General features: G+C 64.7%; 12 protein-coding genes and 1 tRNA gene. 8 read left to right on the top strand and 5 right to left on the bottom strand.

What is annotated here, in order from left to right:
* Positions 1–7 precede the first annotated feature (7 nt).
* Positions 8–1831 (bottom strand): ABC transporter ATP-binding protein, encoded by a 1824-nt coding sequence (locus QCE83_RS09560; protein ID WP_309809090.1) that lies wholly within the window; start codon positions 1829–1831, stop codon positions 8–10.
* A 923-nt stretch (positions 1832–2754) separates the two neighbouring features.
* Here QCE83_RS09560 and QCE83_RS09555 point away from each other — a divergent pair.
* The 3 genes from QCE83_RS09555 to QCE83_RS09545 all read left to right on the top strand — a co-directional run bounded on the left by QCE83_RS09555 (position 2755) and on the right by QCE83_RS09545 (position 5459).
* Positions 2755–3819, top strand: a complete 1065-nt coding sequence (locus QCE83_RS09555) for a glycosyltransferase family 4 protein (RefSeq protein ID WP_309809089.1) — start codon at positions 2755–2757, stop codon at positions 3817–3819.
* Positions 3820–4059: 240 nt separating this feature from the next.
* Positions 4060–4890, top strand: coding sequence for a hypothetical protein (locus QCE83_RS09550; RefSeq protein ID WP_309809086.1), 831 nt, complete (start codon positions 4060–4062; stop codon positions 4888–4890).
* 86 nt (positions 4891–4976) lie between these two features.
* Positions 4977–5459: a DUF2214 family protein gene (locus QCE83_RS09545; protein WP_309809084.1), complete on the top strand. Its 483-nt coding sequence runs from the start codon at positions 4977–4979 to the stop codon at positions 5457–5459.
* Between the two features lie 87 nt (positions 5460–5546).
* Here the strand turns inward: QCE83_RS09545 and QCE83_RS09540 are convergent.
* The 4 genes from QCE83_RS09540 to QCE83_RS09525 form a co-directional block, all read right to left on the bottom strand.
* Positions 5547–5621 (bottom strand) — tRNA-Val (locus QCE83_RS09540).
* 70 nt (positions 5622–5691) lie between these two features.
* A complete protein-coding gene (gene dnaQ / locus QCE83_RS09535) occupies positions 5692–6435 on the bottom strand; it encodes a DNA polymerase III subunit epsilon (protein ID WP_309809083.1) in 744 nt (247 codons plus the stop codon).
* Between the two features lie 34 nt (positions 6436–6469).
* The gene (gene rnhA / locus QCE83_RS09530) at positions 6470–6931 is read right to left on the bottom strand and encodes a ribonuclease HI (RefSeq protein ID WP_309809081.1); all 462 of its coding nucleotides are present in this window, start codon (positions 6929–6931) and stop codon (positions 6470–6472) included.
* Positions 6931–7764, bottom strand: a complete 834-nt coding sequence (locus QCE83_RS09525) for a class I SAM-dependent methyltransferase (RefSeq protein WP_309809079.1) — start codon at positions 7762–7764, stop codon at positions 6931–6933. The genes rnhA and QCE83_RS09525 overlap by 1 nt, the downstream gene beginning before the upstream one ends.
* Before the next feature lie 18 nt (positions 7765–7782).
* Here QCE83_RS09525 and gloB point away from each other — a divergent pair, with 18 nt between their 5' ends.
* The 5 genes from gloB to carB all read left to right on the top strand — a co-directional run bounded on the left by gloB (position 7783) and on the right by carB (position 16566).
* Complete coding sequence (gene gloB, locus QCE83_RS09520; protein WP_309809078.1) at positions 7783–8625, top strand: hydroxyacylglutathione hydrolase; 843 nt, start codon at positions 7783–7785, stop codon at positions 8623–8625.
* Positions 8626–8785: 160 nt separating this feature from the next.
* Positions 8786–10417: a transglycosylase SLT domain-containing protein gene (locus tag QCE83_RS09515; protein WP_309809076.1), complete on the top strand. Its 1632-nt coding sequence runs from the start codon at positions 8786–8788 to the stop codon at positions 10415–10417.
* A 116-nt stretch (positions 10418–10533) separates the two neighbouring features.
* Positions 10534–11784 (top strand): MFS transporter, encoded by a 1251-nt coding sequence (locus tag QCE83_RS09510; RefSeq protein WP_309809074.1) that lies wholly within the window; start codon positions 10534–10536, stop codon positions 11782–11784.
* A 363-nt stretch (positions 11785–12147) separates the two neighbouring features.
* A complete protein-coding gene (gene carA / locus QCE83_RS09505) occupies positions 12148–13290 on the top strand; it encodes a glutamine-hydrolyzing carbamoyl-phosphate synthase small subunit (RefSeq protein ID WP_309809072.1) in 1143 nt (380 codons plus the stop codon).
* Positions 13291–13311: 21 nt separating this feature from the next.
* A complete protein-coding gene (gene carB, locus QCE83_RS09500) occupies positions 13312–16566 on the top strand; it encodes a carbamoyl-phosphate synthase large subunit (RefSeq protein ID WP_309809069.1) in 3255 nt (1084 codons plus the stop codon).
* Positions 16567–16643: the final 77 nt, after the last annotated feature.

Below are 16643 nucleotides of genomic sequence, written 5' to 3'. Positions count from 1 at the left end.
AGCCCGCTCAGGCGGGCTGCTTGTGCGGCGTCGAGACGATCGACGGCAGCTTGCCGTGCTGCTTCGCGAGCAGCTCGCGATACAGCCCCGGACGCTCGCGCAGTTCCTGCGGCGAGCCGTCGTCGATGACCTTGCCCGCGCTCATCACGATGATGCGGTCGAAGTTCTGCAACGTCGACAGACGGTGCGCAATCGCGATCACCGTGCGGCCCACCATCAGGCGGTCGAGCGCCTGCTGGATCGCTTCTTCCGACGCGCTGTCGAGCGCGGAGGTCGCTTCGTCGAGCAGCAGGATCGGCGCGTTCTTCAGGATGGCGCGTGCGATCGCGATGCGCTGGCGCTGGCCGCCGGACAGCTTGACGCCGCGGTCGCCGACGATCGTATCGAAACCTTCCGGCATCGCCTCGATGAAGTCCGTGCAGCGCGCCTCGCGGGCGGCGGCGAGCACTTCCTCGCGGCTCGCCTCGGGCCGGCCGTAGGCGATGTTCTCGAACACGGTGCGGTGGAACAGCGAGATATCCTGCGGCACGAGCGCGATCGAATGACGCAGGCTGTCCTGCGTGATCGAGCCGATGTCCTGGCCGTCGATCCTGATGCTGCCCTTCTGGGTCTCGTAGAAACGTTGCAGCAGCGCGAGCACGGTGGACTTGCCCGCCCCCGACTTGCCGATCAGCCCGACGCGCTGGCCCGGCTCGATATGCAGATGGAAGTTGTCGAGAATCGGCCGGCGCCGCGGATATGCGAACGTGACGTTTTCGAAGTCGACGCGTCCGCCTTGCGGCACGAGTTCCGTCGCGTCCGAGCGATCCGGCATGCCATGCGGCTCGAGCAGCGTCTGCACGGCTTCGGCGAGACGCGCGACGTGCTGCGTGACATCCACCAGCGCCACGGCCAAGTCGCGCGTGCCGTGCAGGATGGTGAAGCCGAGCGAGCTGACCAGCACGATGTCGCCCGAGGTTGCCTGGCCTTTCGACCACAGCCACAAGGCCCAGCCGAGCAGGCCGGCGGAGAGGATCGCCGTGACGACCGCATGGAACAGGCGCAGTTTTTCGAGATACAGCAGGCTCTGCTGGCGCGCAACCATTTCGGCCTTCACGGTCGAGCCGAAGCGTTTCTGCTCGCGGAACGTCATGCCGAACGCGCGCACCAGCGACATGTTGCCGATCACGTCGACGAGTTCGCCATCCACCGACGCCGCCTTCGACGCAAAGTTGTGATGCCGCGCCGAGCCGCGCTTGGCGAGGCGATAGAGGATCAACGCCAGGACCAGCGATGCGGTCATCAGGCCGGCGGCCATCCACGGATTCACCGAGACGATCATTACGATGGCGCCCAGCACCGCGATGCACGGCGGCAGGACGTTCCACGCCATGACGTTTTCGGCGGTGTAGATGGCGTTCGAGGTCGCGGTGATCCGGCTGGCGAGCATGCCGGGCTGCTTCTCGGAGAAGTAGGTGGGCGAGTGGCCGGAGAGATAGGAGAAGAGATCCTTGCGCAGATCGCCGGTGACGATCACGAACACATGGGCGCCCACCCAGCCGCCGACCCGCCATAGCAGGTTGTCGGCGGCGATCAGGCCCACCAGGATCATGAACGCGCCCCACAGCGGGCCGGGGTGTCCGCGGCCCTGCCCGAGCACGTCGATCAGATGCTTGATCGCGTATTGCGAGGCGAGGGCACAGCCCACCGCGGCGAACACGCTGAAGAGCACGATCGCATGGGCGACGGGATGCCGGCGGATGTAGCGCATCAGGAACGCGAGCGGATGATGCGCGTAGCTCGAGAGCTTCGCGTTGTACGCGTTACGCTGGGAGACGGTGAGTTGGTCCAATGGTCTTTTTTGGTCGTAGAGCGGTTGAGCGTGTTGCGCCTTCGGGCACGTCCGCTGAAACTTCCGCGGCTTTCGAAATCTGGCCCGCCACGGGGCGACCGACGTCAATCAAGCGACGCTGCGCCGTCTCCATCACTGGATTGTAGCCAGTATCGCGGACGGGCAAGGCGTCTTCGGGCCGCCGATATCCGGCCCATGTGGGCGGCCGAACATCGCTGCGGCGGTAATTCGGGTGGCGCTCCATCGGTATCGACAGCGCCGATTGTCCGCCGATGATTGTTCGCCGACCTATGTCCGGTTCACCGTCTGTCCGGCATAGGGCGTCGGCGGGCATTGTAAGTACTTTGGGCAACTTTTTGCGCCCAATCGCTCGCCCGACAACAGCGAGAGGCGAGACCAGCAGCGATAAAAGCACGTGGCGCGCCAGCGCCGGACTTTGCAGCGAATCTTCGGCTGACGTGGCCTCCAGGGCAGCCATGCCGCACTGCCCGGACCGAAGGCCCTGTAAAACGCGTCCTCCAATGTAGAACAACCTTAATAAACAGGGGTTTGCAAAATGTATCCCTCTTGTAACAACGTAAATAAGTTGAAATGACTGCCGCTGCGCGCGTGTAAAAAGCTCCATAATGCGCTCCGGGTTTCTCCCTAGGCCGTAGACAGCTTTTTGCAAGTTGCCGTCAACCGTCCAGTTGCAAGCGCGTTAATTGCAGGCGCGCGGCATATTTGAGATATGGAACTGCACTTGCTTTGTCCGATCGACCGCGCAGGAACCAGTGAACAGCGACCCCGCTTCTTCACTCGAGCATCAGCCTTTGCGCCGCGGCCCACGCGCCGCGGAAAGCTTCGCCCGAGCCGAGCGATTCGCTCCCGACGTCAAAACGACTGTAGTTTTTAGCCTGACCTTTCATTAGGAGTTTCACGACATGCGAATCGCTCAAATCGCGCCCCTCCACGAAGCTGTTCCGCCGAAGCTGTATGGCGGCACGGAGCGCGTGGTGTCTTATCTGACTGAGGCACTCGTGGAAGCCGGACACGATGTCACGCTCTTCGCGAGCGGTGATTCGCAGACGTCCGCCAAGCTCGAAGCATTCTGGCCGCAGGCACTGCGCCTCGACCCGACCATCCGCGACGTGATGGCTCCGCACATGCTGCTGCTCGAAGAAGTGTGCCGCCGCGCCGAAGAATTCGACGTGCTGCATTTCCACATCGACTATTACCCCTTCTCGCTGTTCGCGCGCCAGCCGGTGCCGTTCCTGACGACCATGCACGGCCGTCTCGACCTGCCCGAACTGCAGCCGATCTTCAACACGTTCAAGGACGTGCCGGTCATCTCGATTTCGGACAACCAGCGTCAGCCGCTGCAACAGGCCAACTGGCTGTCGACCGTGTATCACGGTCTGCCGGAAAACGTGCTCACGCCGATCCCCAACGTGGAGCCGGGCTACCTCGCGTTCCTCGGCCGTGTTTCGCCGGAGAAGGGCCTCGACCGCGCGATCCGCATCGCCGGACAGGCAGGCATGAAGCTCAAGGTCGCCGCCAAGATCGACAAGGCTGACCGCGCCTATTACGAAGAAACGATCAAGCCGCTGATGGCGCTCCCGCACGTCGAGTACATCGGCGAAATCGGCGAAGCCGAAAAGCGCGAGTTCCTCGGCAACGCGCATGCGCTGGTGTTCCCGATCGACTGGCCGGAGCCCTTCGGCCTGGTGATGATCGAAGCCATGGCCTGCGGCACGCCGGTGATCGCGTTCAATCGCGGTTCGGTGCCGGAAGTGATCGAGAACGGCGTGTCGGGCTTCGTCGTCGAAGACGAACTCAGCGCGATCGCCGCCGTGAAGCGTCTCGACACGCTGCCGCGCGAGAAAGTCCGCGCTGCGTTCGAAGCGCGCTTCTCATCGAAGGTGATGGCTGCGAACTACGTCAGCGTGTACGAAGAGATGCTGCGTCAGAAGCGTCGCACCGTGCTGCGCGAAGTCAACGCCAGCTAAACGGGCGCCGCCCGGGTTCACCCGGGTGCGGTGTAAGTTGCAAAAAACGCCCCGCGCGCCTCAAGGCACGCGGGGCGTTGTCGTAATCAGACACAGTCGGGAGCGCACGGCAAGGTTCTTGGAGCGCCAGACCGCGCTACGCTCGTGGAAACCTCTGACGAGATCCGTAATCTCCCTATAATGGCCCGGACTTCGCAATGCGCGGAGCAGCCCAGCATCGTACGTGGACAGGAGTTTCTTTTGGCGAGAACCAGGCAAACCAGCGCGAGCCCCGCACCCGGCGCCGGCACGGTCTTCGCACTGCGCGCCATCGGACTGGTGCTGGCGGCGCGCTGGGCGTTATCGATGTCGCAGATGGGCTATCTGTCCTCGCTGCGCGCCATGACCTCGTCGCCGTGGGCGTGCGTGAACGTCGTGCTGATCTTCCTGCTGGTCGTGTTGCCCGGCGCAAAAGCGCGTCTCGAGCGGCCGCTCCATCCGCTGCCGCAATGGCTGCGGCAGGCGCTGCGTCTGCTCGCGCTCCTGACCTTCGGTTTCGCGATGTTCTCGGTCGGCGCCTTCATCTGGGCGTCCGGCGGACGCAGCTTCATCCATGCGCTCACGGAGACGAACGGCTGGCTGCTGGTCGGCCCCGCGCTGTATGCGGTCGTCATGTGGATCTGCCGTCCGCGTGCGCTCTGGCGCACCAATATCGCGGCGCGCCGCTTTGCCATCGGCCGCTACGCCATTTCGCTCGATCCCGTGACGCGCACCGCTGTCGTCTGGGCCGAGAGCCGCAAGCTCGGCCAGTACGATGCGCGCGAACTTTCCCTCAAGTGGGCCGAGCCGTCCGAGCGTGCCGCGCCGTCGGGCAATCTGCTCGCGCCCGTCACCGAACCCGCCACGCCCGCCGTCCATGCGCGCGGTGAGGCGCGGCGCGGCCTGTTCGCGCGGCGCGCCCGAGTCGAATTGCTGTGGGACTCGCCGGCCGCGGCAGGGCACAATCGCACGACGGTGTTTCGCGCGCCGATCGCGCGTGAAAGCGACCGCCAGGCCGCCCGCTCGCTCGATACGACCTTGCGCCAGATCTGACGCGCGCCGCCTGAACTCGCCTTACCTCGCCTCGCCGCAAGTACGTACACGTCTTTCGCCTTGTTCTGTTGCAGTGGGAGGAAAGCATGCTGATACGCTGGATGCTGGCCGCGCTTCATCTGCTGGGTTTCGGTTTCGCGCTCGGCTCCGTGCTGGCGCGCGCGCGTGCGTTGCGGCGGCTCGACGCCACGCAGTCCGTCCAGGCCAACGAACTTCGTCTGCGCGATGTCTTCCGCTCCGACACGGTCTGGGGCATCACGGCGATCGTGCTGATCGTGACCGGCGCGATGCGCGCCTTCGGCGGCTTCGAGAAGGGCGCGGCCTACTATCTGCACGAGCCGCTATTCCACCTGAAGATGACGGCGCTTGTCGTGATCCTGCTGATCGAAGTGTCGCCGATGCTCGCGCTGATCCGCTGGCGCGTGGCGCTGGCGCAGGGCGGGCCGATCGATCTCACGCGCGCCCGCCGTTTCGCGTGGATGAGCGATCTGGAAGCGGGACTCGTGATGATCATGGTGATCGCGGCGAGCGGCATGGCGCGCGGGATCTGGGCGTCGTCGGGCGGATGATGACGACGCGAAAATGAAAAAAGGCTCAGGTCGTTAAACCTGAGCCTTTTTGATCTTCGGTGCTTGTCTTTACCAACACCAGAATCCTGGTGGGTAGTACTGGGATCGAACCAGTGACCCCTGCCGTGTGAAGGCAGTGCTCTACCGCTGAGCTAACCACCCGAAGAGAGACGAGATTATGTCAGGCGTTCCGCATCTCGTCTAGCCCCTCTTTAAGCAAATCCGAAAATAATCACGCAGCGACTGCATCGCCTTCCGCCGAGGCCGGCGCGGGTTCCACGCGCCATACACTCGTGCCCTTGATGGCCCGATCGAGCTCGTTGAGCACGGCCTCATGCGCCGACAGTTCGTCCGCGCTTGCCGCGATCACCGGCAGGTCGAGATCGTCGAAGGCTTCGCGCGGCGTGGCGGACGCGCCCGCCGCCGGCTGTTCGCCCAGCATGTCGATGACGAGGCTTTCCTGCCCGCGCGTCATCGCCAGATACACCTCCGCGAGCAGTTCGGAGTCGAGCAGCGCGCCGTGCAGCGTGCGATGCGCGTTGCTGATGCCGAACCGGTCGCACAGCGCATCGAGCGAATTGCGCTTGCCGGGGAACATCTGCTTGGCCTGCGCGAGCGAATCGATCACGCCGCCCACCGTCTCCTTCACCTTCGGCAAGCCGAGCAACGCAAACTCCGCGTCGAGGAAGCCGACGTCGAAGGGCGCGTTGTGGATGATCAGTTCGGCGCCCGCGATGAAGTCGCGCAATTGCGCCGCGATCTCGGCGAACTTCGGCTTGTCGCTGAGGAACTCGGTCGTCAGGCCGTGCACCGCGAGCGCGCCGGGATCGCTGTCGCGTTCCGGATTCACGTAGAGATGCAGGTTGTTGCCGGTGAGCCGTCGATTGACCAGCTCGACGCAGCCGATTTCGATGATCCGGTCGCCGGTCCGTGCATTGAGGCCGGTCGTTTCGGTATCCAGTATCAGTTGGCGCATGGGATGTCTTGGATTCGGTGATTCGTGCTGCGGATTAGCTGTCGGCGAGCGAGGTCACGCCGCGATTGGCGAGCGCGTCGGCGCGTTCGTTTTCGGGATGGCCCGCGTGTCCCTTGACCCAGCGCCATTCGATGCGATGCTGCGCCACGAGTGCGTCCAGCCGTTTCCAGAGGTCGGCGTTCTTGACGGGCGTCTTGGCGGCGGTCATCCAGTTCTTCTTCTTCCAGCCGTGGATCCATTCGCTGATGCCTTTCTGGACATATTGCGAATCGGTGTGGATCACGGCCTGGCACGGACGCTTCAGGGCTTCGAGCGCGGCGATCACCGCCATCAGCTCCATGCGGTTGTTGGTGGTCGCGGCTTCGCCGCCGAACAGTTCCTTCTCCAGCGTGCCGAAGCGGAGCAGGGCGCCCCAGCCGCCGGGACCGGGATTGCCTTTGCAGGCGCCGTCCGTGTAGATGTCGATTACGGTGTTCGATGCAGATTCGTCAGTCATCAAGGCTCGATGGAAGTCTCGTTGCGCGTATGCGGAGCGGCGACCGGCGCGAGGCCGGTGGCGAGCGCGGATTTTTTCAGCTTGCGCGGGCCGATCAGGCGCATGCCGCGCACGCGCTTCACGGCCGTGATCATGTACGCCGCGCCGAAGATGGGCCACCAGCGGTCGCCGGCGGGCTCCATGAATTGATAGCGTTGCAGCCACTTGTCGGTGACGAGCGGCGGACGATAGCAGCCGAAGCGGCCGCGTTCAAGGTCGAAGCCGAGCAGCTTGATCCAGTCCTTGATGCGCGTGAACGCGATCATCTCGTGCGCCGACGGCACGAACGGCCGGCCCGCCACCTTGCCGAGCGATTGCCGCGCGCCCCACAGGCTCAGCGAATTGAAGCCGAGGATGATCAACTGGCCTTCCGGCAGCAGCACGCGTTCGGCTTCGCGCAGCAGGCGGTGCGGATCCGGCGAGAATTCCAGCGTGTGCGGCAGCACCAGCAGGTCGACGCTCTGCGCTTCGAACGGCAGGTCGAGCAGGTCGCACCAGACGGTGCTGCGGCCGTCGGGCGCGCTGGCGGCGGGCAGGGCGCTGACGCCGGGCGTGGTGGCGCGCGGCGGGGTGTACGGCGCGCTGGATGCGCTTTCCGCGTCGAGCACGAGCGCGCGCCCGGTCATGCGGTTCTCGCGCAAGGCGTCGAGCTGCGGCATGCCGAGCTGCAGCGCGTGATAGCCGAAGATGTCGGACACCACGTGATCGAGCTGCGCCTGCTCCCAGTCGAGCACGTAGCGCCCGGGCGCAGAGCTCGTCCAGGTGGGCCAGTCTATAATCGCTCGGTCAGACATGTTCGGGTTGACGCATAGATGATCGCTATGGAATCGCTTGACGGAAGCTCGCCAGCTCAAGGTGCACTGGAATACGTGCCGGTGCCGGCGTTCGAGGACAACTACATCTGGCTCGTCTCGGACGGCCGCGATGCAGTGGTGGTCGACCCGGGCGACGCCGCGCCCGTCGAGGCGTATCTCGCCAAACGCGGCTGGCGGCTGACCGCTATTTTACTCACGCACCATCATCAGGACCATGTCGGCGGCGTGAAAGCGCTGCTCGATCGCCGATCGGCCGAGGGCGGCGTTCCGGTCTACGGCCCGGCCAGCGAGCGCATCGAGCATCTGACGCAGCGCCTCTCGGGCGGCGACCCGGTGAACATCGCGCACCCCGCGCTCGCGTTCTCCGTCATCGACGTGCCGGGCCATACGGCCGGCCACATCGCGTATTTCCAGGCGGCCGATCCGCACGGCACGCCGCATCTGTTTTGCGGCGACACGCTGTTCGCCAGCGGCTGCGGCCGCCTGTTCGAGGGTACGCCGCAGCAGATGCTCGCCTCGCTCGACGCGCTTGCCGCGCTGCCGGACACCACCCAGGTGCATTGCGCGCACGAGTACACGCTGTCCAACATCCGCTTTGCGCGCGCAGTGGAGCCGGACAACGACGCGCTCTCGCGTTGGGACGCCGCCGCGCAGGCCTTGCGCGTCTCCGGCAAGCCGACGCTGCCGACCACCCTCGCGCACGAAAAGGCGGTGAATCCGTTCCTGCGCGCGGACGTTCCGGCCATCCACACGCGTCTGGAAGAGCAATTCGGCGCGCCGGTGGCGGACCGGCTGGAGGCGTTTCGCATGATGCGCGGCTGGAAGGATAAGTTCCGCTGACCCGGTTTTTTCGGGTCAAGTTAATCCGAAACGTTGGAAACGCTGTTAGATCGCGGATTTTGCAGGGCTTTCGCGTGCGTTTTTATTGACGTCCTTGGTGTGGTTCCGTACCATCGGCTGCAAATTTCCAAGCCTCATCCTTTGGAAGCCGAGACGTTCCATGCGACTAATTCTTAGCGCGCTGTCCGTCCTGATGCTCGCCGCGTGCGCGAGCCAAGGGCCGACGGCGTCTGATCCTCTTGTCAACACACCCGCCACAGCTTCCGAGCAACAGCAACAGAAAGTAGCCGATACCATCCGTCGCACCGCGGCCGCCAAGGAAACCATCGACGTCGACAAGACTCCGGTCACCTCGCTGGTGGGTTCCGCCGATCTCTGGAGCCGCATCCGCGCGGGCTTCCAGATTCCCGATCTGCAGAGCGACCTGGTCGACATGCAGGTCAACTGGTACGCGCAGCGCCCGGATTACGTCGAGCGCATGACGGGGCGTTCGCAGAAATACCTGTATCACATCGTCGAGGAGCTCGAGCAGCGGCACATGCCGACCGAGCTGGCGCTGCTGCCGTTCATCGAATCGGCGTTCAATCCGCAGGCGCTTTCGGTGGCGAAGGCCGCTGGCATGTGGCAGTTCGTGCCGGGCACCGGCCGCGACTACAACCTCAAGCAGAACATGTGGCAGGACGAGCGCCGCGACGTGCTGGCCTCGACCAGCGCCGCGCTCGACTATCTCTCGCGTCTGCACGACATGTTCGGCGACTGGCATCTCGCGCTCGCCGCGTATAACTGGGGCGAGGGCAACGTGCAGCGCGCGATCGCGCGGAACGAGGCCGCGGGCCTGCCGACCGACTACGAAAGTCTGCGCATGCCCAACGAGACCCGGAACTACGTGCCGAAGCTGCAGGCGGTGAAGAACATCGTCAGCAATCCGCAGATGTACGGGCTCACGCTGCCGGACATCCCGAACCACCCGTATTTCGTGACGGTCACGACCGCGCGCGACATCGACGTGACGATGGCCGCGAAGCTCGCCAGTATGAGCGTCGAGGAGTTCCGCTCGCTCAATCCGTCGTTCGCGAAGCCGGTGATTCTCGGCGCGACCAACCCGCAGATCCTGCTGCCGTTCGACAACGCCGCTTCGTTCCAGCGCAATCTGACGTCGTATTCGGGGCCGTTGTCGTCGTGGACCACGTACACGGTCACCGAGCGGGCGCGCCCCACTGCGATCGCCGAGAAGATCGGCGTGGACGCGGACACGCTGATGTCGGTCAACCGCATTCCGGCGGGCATGCGCCTGAAGCCGGGCTCGACGATCGTCGTGCCGCGCACCGATGACGACGACGAAGACATCAGCGCCGATGTCGCCGCGAACGCGACGCTGGCCGTCGAGCGCGACGTGCCCGACACGCGCCGGCTCGTGATCCGCGTGCGCCGCAAGCAGTCTGTGTCGACGCTGGCCGACCGCTACGACGTCTCCACCTCGCAGGTGAAATCCTGGAACCGCACCCGCGGCGACATGTTCATGCCGGGGCAGGTGGTCGTGCTGCACGTGCCGTACGGCCGTCCGGTGCCGGCCGAGCCGGGTCCGGTGCGCGTCGAGACGGTGGCGGCGTCGAGCCGTTCGTCGGGCGGGGTGTCGAAGATCGGCACGCGCGTGCCGGAATCGAAGTCGCGCGGCAAGGCGCCTGCGCATCCGTCGGGCAAGGTGACCAAGGTGTCGGCAGCCAAGCCGGCCGCCGCGAAAACCACCGTCAAGCACGCTGCCACGAGCACGAAGACCAGCAAGAAGAAGTAGCTTCAGGCGCGAGTCGCCGAAGCGCTATCCCACGCCGTCACCAAGGTGACGGCGTTTTCTTTTGCCGGCCCCGATTACACTGGCGGTCCAGAAGAATCAGGAAATACCCGTTCCACATGCTGTCCTCCGTTCGTCTTCGCGTCTTTTTCCTGTTTGCCGCCGGCTACTTCGTCTCGTACGTGTTCCGCGGCGTCAATCTCGGCTTCGCCCCGCTGATCACCCACGACCTGGGCCTCTCCGCCGCCGATCTCGGTCTGCTGACCTCGCTCTATTTCATCGGCTTCGCGGTTGCGCAGATTCCTGTCGGCGTGCTGCTCGATCACTTCGGGCCGCGCCGCGTCACGGCCGGCATGCTGGTATTCGCGGCGGCGGGCATCGGCGTGTTCGGCGCAGCGCACGGCATCGTGGGGCTGATGATCGGGCGGCTGTTGATCGGCGTCGGCGTGTCGGTGTGTTTGAGCGCGGCCTTCAAGGCCTCCGCGCAACATTTCGCGCTCGCCCGCCTGCCGATGGTGAACGGCTTCACGATGGCGGTCGGCGGCCTGGGCGGCGTTGTCGTCGGGGCGCCGCTGGCGTCGCTGCTGCACGTCGCGACGTGGCGGGAAGTGTGCTTCGGCCTCGTGGCATTCACACTCGTGGTCGCGGCGGCGATCCTGCTCTGCGCGCCGGCCCGGGGGGAAACCGACCCGCACCAGCGCGCCGACGTCATCACGCAGTTCCGGGGCACCTGGAGCATCCTGAAAAGCGGCGTGTTCTGGAAGCTCGCGTCGTTTTCGGTCGTCACGCAAGGCGTTTTCTTCGCGATGCAGTCGCTGTGGATCCGCCCCTTCCTGCTCGACGTGATGGATCTCACGCCCCCGCATGCGGCGGCGCTGGTTTCCGTGCTGGGTCTGGCGATGATGCTCGGCTGCGTCGGTTTCGGCGTGGCCGCGCGCGGCATGGAGCGGCGCGGCGTGTCGGTGTACGCGTTCTGCGGCACCGGCATGGTGCTGTACGTCGCCACGCAGATCCTGATGGTGCTGCGCGTGCCGCTCCCGCCGTCCGTCCTGCTCGCGGCGTACGGGTTTTTCGGCGGTACGGGCATCCTGAGCTATGCGGTCGCCGCGGAATACTTCGCGCCGCACCTGATCGGGCGGGTGCATACCACGCTTACGCTCGTGATCTTCCTGCTGATCTTCGGCTTTCAGGTCGGCGTCGGCGCGATGCTGTCGCTGTGGCATGCCGACGGCGGCCGCTATCCGGCGACGGCCCACGTCACCGTGTGGATCGGCCTGATCGCGCTGCAGGCGGCGAGCGCGGTCTGGTACTTTCTGCCAGGCCGGACGATGCGCAAGGACGACGCCGAAGCGCCCCAGCCGCTTTCATGACAGGGCTCGTCCGGGCGGCTGGACGCATCCGGAATCTGGCGAAGATGGCTGTTCCACGCTATACTTCGAAGGTTTGAGCATTTCAACCCGCACCCTAGCGCCTACCTCCCATTCACCGTCGTTCGCTGCGCCAGCCAGCGCGCGCCGCACGCCGCCCTTCGCCTGCTTCGAAACCCCGCTTGCCGCGCGCGAGCGAGCCGGTCCAAGCCGCGATGCGCGCCTCGCGAGCCGCCGCCGTCACTGTGCGAAGGAAACCCGCGCGCCTTGAGCGCCTCGAGTGCCCGAGTACCTCGGGCAGCGGGAAGCCAAGCCTGAATTTCGGACAGACAGGTCGGTAACAGGGTGTTCCCCAAGGAGCTTCCCGTGTTGCCGTCATTTTCCCCCGCACTTCTCGCACTTGCCGACGGCACGGTCTTTCGTGGTCAATCGATCGGCGCTCCCGGTTCGACGATCGGCGAAGTGGTCTTCAACACCGCCATCACCGGCTATCAGGAAATCCTCACGGATCCCAGCTACGCCCGCCAGATCGTCACGTTGACCTACCCGCACATCGGCAACTACGGCGTCAACGCCGAGGACGTCGAGGCCACCAAAGTCCATGCCGCCGGCCTCATCATTCGCGACCTGCCGGTGCTCGCCTCCAACTTCCGCTCCGAACAGACTCTCGCCGATTACCTGAAGGCGCAAGGCGTCGTCGCGATCTCGGGCATCGACACCCGCAAGCTCACGCGTATCCTCCGCGAGAAGGGCGCCCAGAACGGCTGCATTCTTGCCGGCAGCGATGACGAATCGAAGGCGCTCGGCCTCGCGCGCTCGTTCCCGGGTCTCGCGGGCATGGACCTCGCGAAGGTCGTATCGACCGAACAGAGCTACGAGTGGACCCAGACCGAATGGCGTCTCGGCAGCGGCTACGGCAAGCAGGAAGCGCCGAAGTTCCGCGTCGTCGCGTTCGATTACGGCGTCAAGTACAACATCCTGCGCATGCTCGCCGAGCGTGGCTGCCACGTGACCGTGCTGCCGGCGCAGTCCACCGCCGCCGACGCGCTCGCGCTCAATCCGGACGGCATCTTCCTGTCGAACGGCCCGGGCGACCCGGAACCGTGCGACTACGCCATTGCCGCGACGCGCGAGTTCATCGCGAAGGGCATTCCCACCTTCGGCATCTGTCTCGGCCATCAGATCATGGGTCTCGCGGTCGGCGCGAAGACCATGAAGATGAAGACCGGCCATCATGGCGCGAACCATCCGGTGAAGGACATGGACGACGGCCGCGTGGTGATCACGTCGCAGAACCACGGCTTCGCAGTCGATGCCGCGACGCTGCCCGCCAACGCCAAGGTCACGCACGTCTCGCTGTTCGACGGCACGCTGCAGGGCTTCGCCCTCGCCGACAAGCCCGCGTTCTGCTTCCAGGGCCATCCGGAAGCGTCGCCCGGCCCGCACGACATCGCGTATCTGTTCGACCGCTTCATCAAGCTGATGGAGTCGACGAAGGTCACCGCATAAAGAACATCACAGAGCACAGTTATGCCGAAGCGCACAGACATCAAGAGCATTCTCATCATCGGCGCGGGCCCGATCATCATCGGCCAGGCGTGCGAGTTCGACTATTCGGGCGCGCAGGCCTGCAAGGCGCTGAGGGAAGAGGGCTACAAGGTCATTCTCGTCAACAGCAATCCCGCGACGATCATGACCGACCCCAACACGGCCGACGTCACCTACATCGAGCCGATCACATGGGAAGTGGTCGAGCGCATCATCGCGAAGGAACGTCCTGACGCGATCCTGCCGACCATGGGCGGACAGACCGCGCTCAACTGCGCACTGGACCTGTTCCATCACGGCGTGCTGGAAAAGTACAAGGTCGAACTGATCGGCGCGTCGCCGGAAGCCATCGACAAGGCGGAAGACCGCCAGAAGTTCAAGGAAGCGATGACCAAGATCGGCCTCGGTTCGGCCAAGTCGGGCATCGCGCATTCGATGGAAGAAGCGCTCGCCGTTCAAGCGCAGATCGCCGAGGCCACGGGCAGCGGCGGTTATCCCACCGTGATCCGTCCGTCGTTCACGCTGGGCGGCTCGGGCGGCGGCATCGCGTACAACAAGGAAGAGTTCGAAGAGATCTGCCGTCGCGGTCTCGATCTTTCGCCGACGCGCGAACTGCTGATCGAAGAGTCGCTGCTGGGCTGGAAAGAGTACGAGATGGAAGTGGTCCGCGACCGCGCGGACAACTGCATCATCGTCTGCTCGATCGAAAACCTCGACCCGATGGGCGTGCACACCGGCGACTCCATCACCGTCGCGCCCGCGCAGACGCTCACCGACAAAGAGTATCAAGTGCTGCGTAACGCGTCGCTGGCGGTGCTGCGCGAGATCGGCGTCGATACGGGCGGCTCGAACGTGCAGTTCGCGATCAACCCGAAGGACGGCCGCATGGTCGTCATCGAGATGAATCCGCGCGTGTCGCGTTCGTCGGCGCTGGCATCGAAGGCCACCGGCTTCCCGATCGCCAAGGTCGCCGCGAAGCTCGCCTGCGGCTATACGCTCGACGAACTGAAGAACGAAATTACCGGCGGCCAGACGCCGGCCTCGTTCGAGCCGACCATCGACTATGTCGTGACGAAGGTGCCGCGCTTCGCGTTCGAGAAATTCCGCGAAGCGGACTCGCGCCTGACGACGCAGATGAAGTCGGTCGGCGAAGTGATGGCCATGGGCCGCACGTTCCAGGAATCGTTCCAGAAAGCCCTGCGCGGTCTGGAAGTGGGCGTCGACGGTCTCGATGAAAAGACCACGAGCCGCGACGAAGTGATCCGCGAGATCGGCGAGCCGGGCCCGGACCGCATCTGGTATCTCGGCGACGCGTTCCGTCTCGGCCTGACGATGGAAGAGATCTTCGAAGAGACGTCCATCGACCCGTGGTTCCTCGCGCAGATCGAGCAGATCATCCTGAAGGAGAAGGCGCTCGAAGGCCGCACGCTCGAAAGCCTGACGCGCGACGAACTGCTGTATCTGAAGAAGAGCGGTTTCTCGGACCGGCGTCTCGCGAAGCTCACCGGCTCGCAACAAGCCGACGTGCGCAAGAAGCGTCACGCAATGAAAGTGCGTCCGGTCTACAAGCGCGTGGACACGTGCGCGGCCGAGTTCGCGACCAAGACTGCCTACATGTACTCGACCTACGAGGAAGAGTGCGAAGCAAACCCGACGGACAAGAAGAAGATCATGGTGCTGGGGGGCGGTCCGAACCGGATCGGGCAGGGCATCGAGTTCGACTATTGCTGCGTGCATGCCGCGCTCGCGATGCGCGAGGACGGCTATGAAACCATCATGGTCAACTGCAACCCGGAAACCGTTTCGACCGACTACGACACGTCCGACCGTCTGTACTTCGAATCGCTGACGCTCGAAGACGTGCTCGAGATCGTCGACCTGGAGAAGCCGGTCGGCGTGATCGTGCAGTACGGCGGCCAGACGCCGCTCAAGCTCGCGCTCGATCTTGAAGCGAACGGCGTGCCGATCATCGGTACGTCGCCGGACATGATCGACGCAGCCGAAGACCGCGAACGCTTCCAGAAGCTGCTGCAGGATCTCGACCTGCGCCAGCCGCCCAACCGCACCGCGCGCGCCGAAGACGAAGCGCTCAAGCTGGCCGAGGAAATCGGTTATCCGCTGGTGGTACGTCCGTCTTACGTGCTCGGCGGCCGCGCGATGGAAATTGTCCACGAGCCGCGCGACCTCGAACGCTACATGCGCGAGGCCGTGAAGGTGTCGAACGATTCGCCGGTGCTGCTCGACCGCTTCCTGAACGACGCGATCGAATGCGACGTCGACTGCATCTCCGACGGCGACGACGTGTTCATCGGCGGCGTGATGGAGCACATCGAGCAGGCGGGCGTGCACTCGGGCGACTCGGCCTGTTCGCTGCCGCCGTACTCGCTGTCGAAGGAAACCGTCGACGAGCTGAAGCGGCAAACTGCCGCAATGGCCAAGGCGCTGAATGTGATCGGCCTGATGAACGTGCAGTTTGCGATCCAGCAAGTGCCGCAGGAAGACGGCTCGAAGCAGGACATCATCTACGTGCTGGAAGTGAATCCGCGCGCATCGCGCACGGTGCCGTACGTGTCGAAGGCAACGGGCCTGCCGCTCGCGAAGATCGCCGCGCGCGCGATGGTCGGCCAGAAGCTGAAGCAGCAAGGCGTGACGAAGGAAGTCATTCCGCCGTACTACAGCGTGAAGGAAGCCGTGTTCCCGTTCGTCAAGTTCCCGGCGGTGGATCCGGTGCTCGGACCGGAAATGCGCTCGACCGGCGAAGTGATGGGCGTGGGCCGCACGTTCGGCGAGGCGCTCTTCAAGTCGCAGCTCGCGGCGGGTTCGCGTCTGCCGGAGTCCGGCACGGTGCTGCTGACCGTGATGGACGCCGACAAGCCGAAGGCCGTCGAAGTCGCGCAGATGCTGCACGAACTCGGCTATCCGATCGTTGCGACCAAGGGCACGGCCGCGGCGATTGCTGCGGCAGGCGTTCCGGTGAAGGTCGTCAACAAGGTGAAGGACGGCCGTCCGCACATCGTCGACATGATCAAGAACGGTGAAATTGCGCTGGTGTTCACCACCGTCGACGAAACGCGCGCGGCCATCGCCGACTCGCGTTCCATCCGCATGAGCGCGCAGGCCAACAAGGTCACGTACTACACGACCATGTCGGGTGCGCGGGCCGCGGTGGAAGGTTTGCGTTACCTCCGCGATTTGGAAGTCTATGATTTACAAGGCCTGCATGCTCGCCTAAACTAAGGCTTCGATTACAGGTCCAAGCCTCACGAGCCGCGGTTAAGCGGTGTCCTCCCGCCAAGGGGGATGCGCTTAACCGC

This window comes from Caballeronia sp. LZ034LL (assembly GCF_031451215.1).
In the GTDB taxonomy this organism is placed as follows: Bacteria; Pseudomonadota; Gammaproteobacteria; order Burkholderiales; family Burkholderiaceae; genus Caballeronia.
The sequence above is the reverse complement of the archived record's forward strand: the minus strand, read 5'-3'. Positions and strand labels throughout refer to the sequence as shown.

Bases quoted from the DNA above. Each gene is read 5' to 3' on its own strand.
- rnhA (WP_309809081.1), bottom strand. From the start codon at position 6,931: ATGACTGACGAATCTGCATCGAACACCGTAATCGACATCTACACGGAC.
- QCE83_RS09515 (WP_309809076.1), top strand. From the start codon at position 8,786: ATGCGACTAATTCTTAGCGCGCTGTCCGTCCTGATGCTCGCCGCGTGC.
- QCE83_RS09525 (WP_309809079.1), bottom strand. From the start codon at position 7,764: ATGTCTGACCGAGCGATTATAGACTGGCCCACCTGGACGAGCTCTGCG.
- carB (WP_309809069.1), top strand. From the start codon at position 13,312: ATGCCGAAGCGCACAGACATCAAGAGCATTCTCATCATCGGCGCGGGC.
- QCE83_RS09555 (WP_309809089.1), top strand. From the start codon at position 2,755: ATGCGAATCGCTCAAATCGCGCCCCTCCACGAAGCTGTTCCGCCGAAG.
- QCE83_RS09545 (WP_309809084.1), top strand. From the start codon at position 4,977: ATGCTGATACGCTGGATGCTGGCCGCGCTTCATCTGCTGGGTTTCGGT.
- QCE83_RS09510 (WP_309809074.1), top strand. From the start codon at position 10,534: ATGCTGTCCTCCGTTCGTCTTCGCGTCTTTTTCCTGTTTGCCGCCGGC.
- dnaQ (WP_309809083.1), bottom strand. From the start codon at position 6,435: ATGCGCCAACTGATACTGGATACCGAAACGACCGGCCTCAATGCACGG.
- gloB (WP_309809078.1), top strand. From the start codon at position 7,783: ATGATCGCTATGGAATCGCTTGACGGAAGCTCGCCAGCTCAAGGTGCA.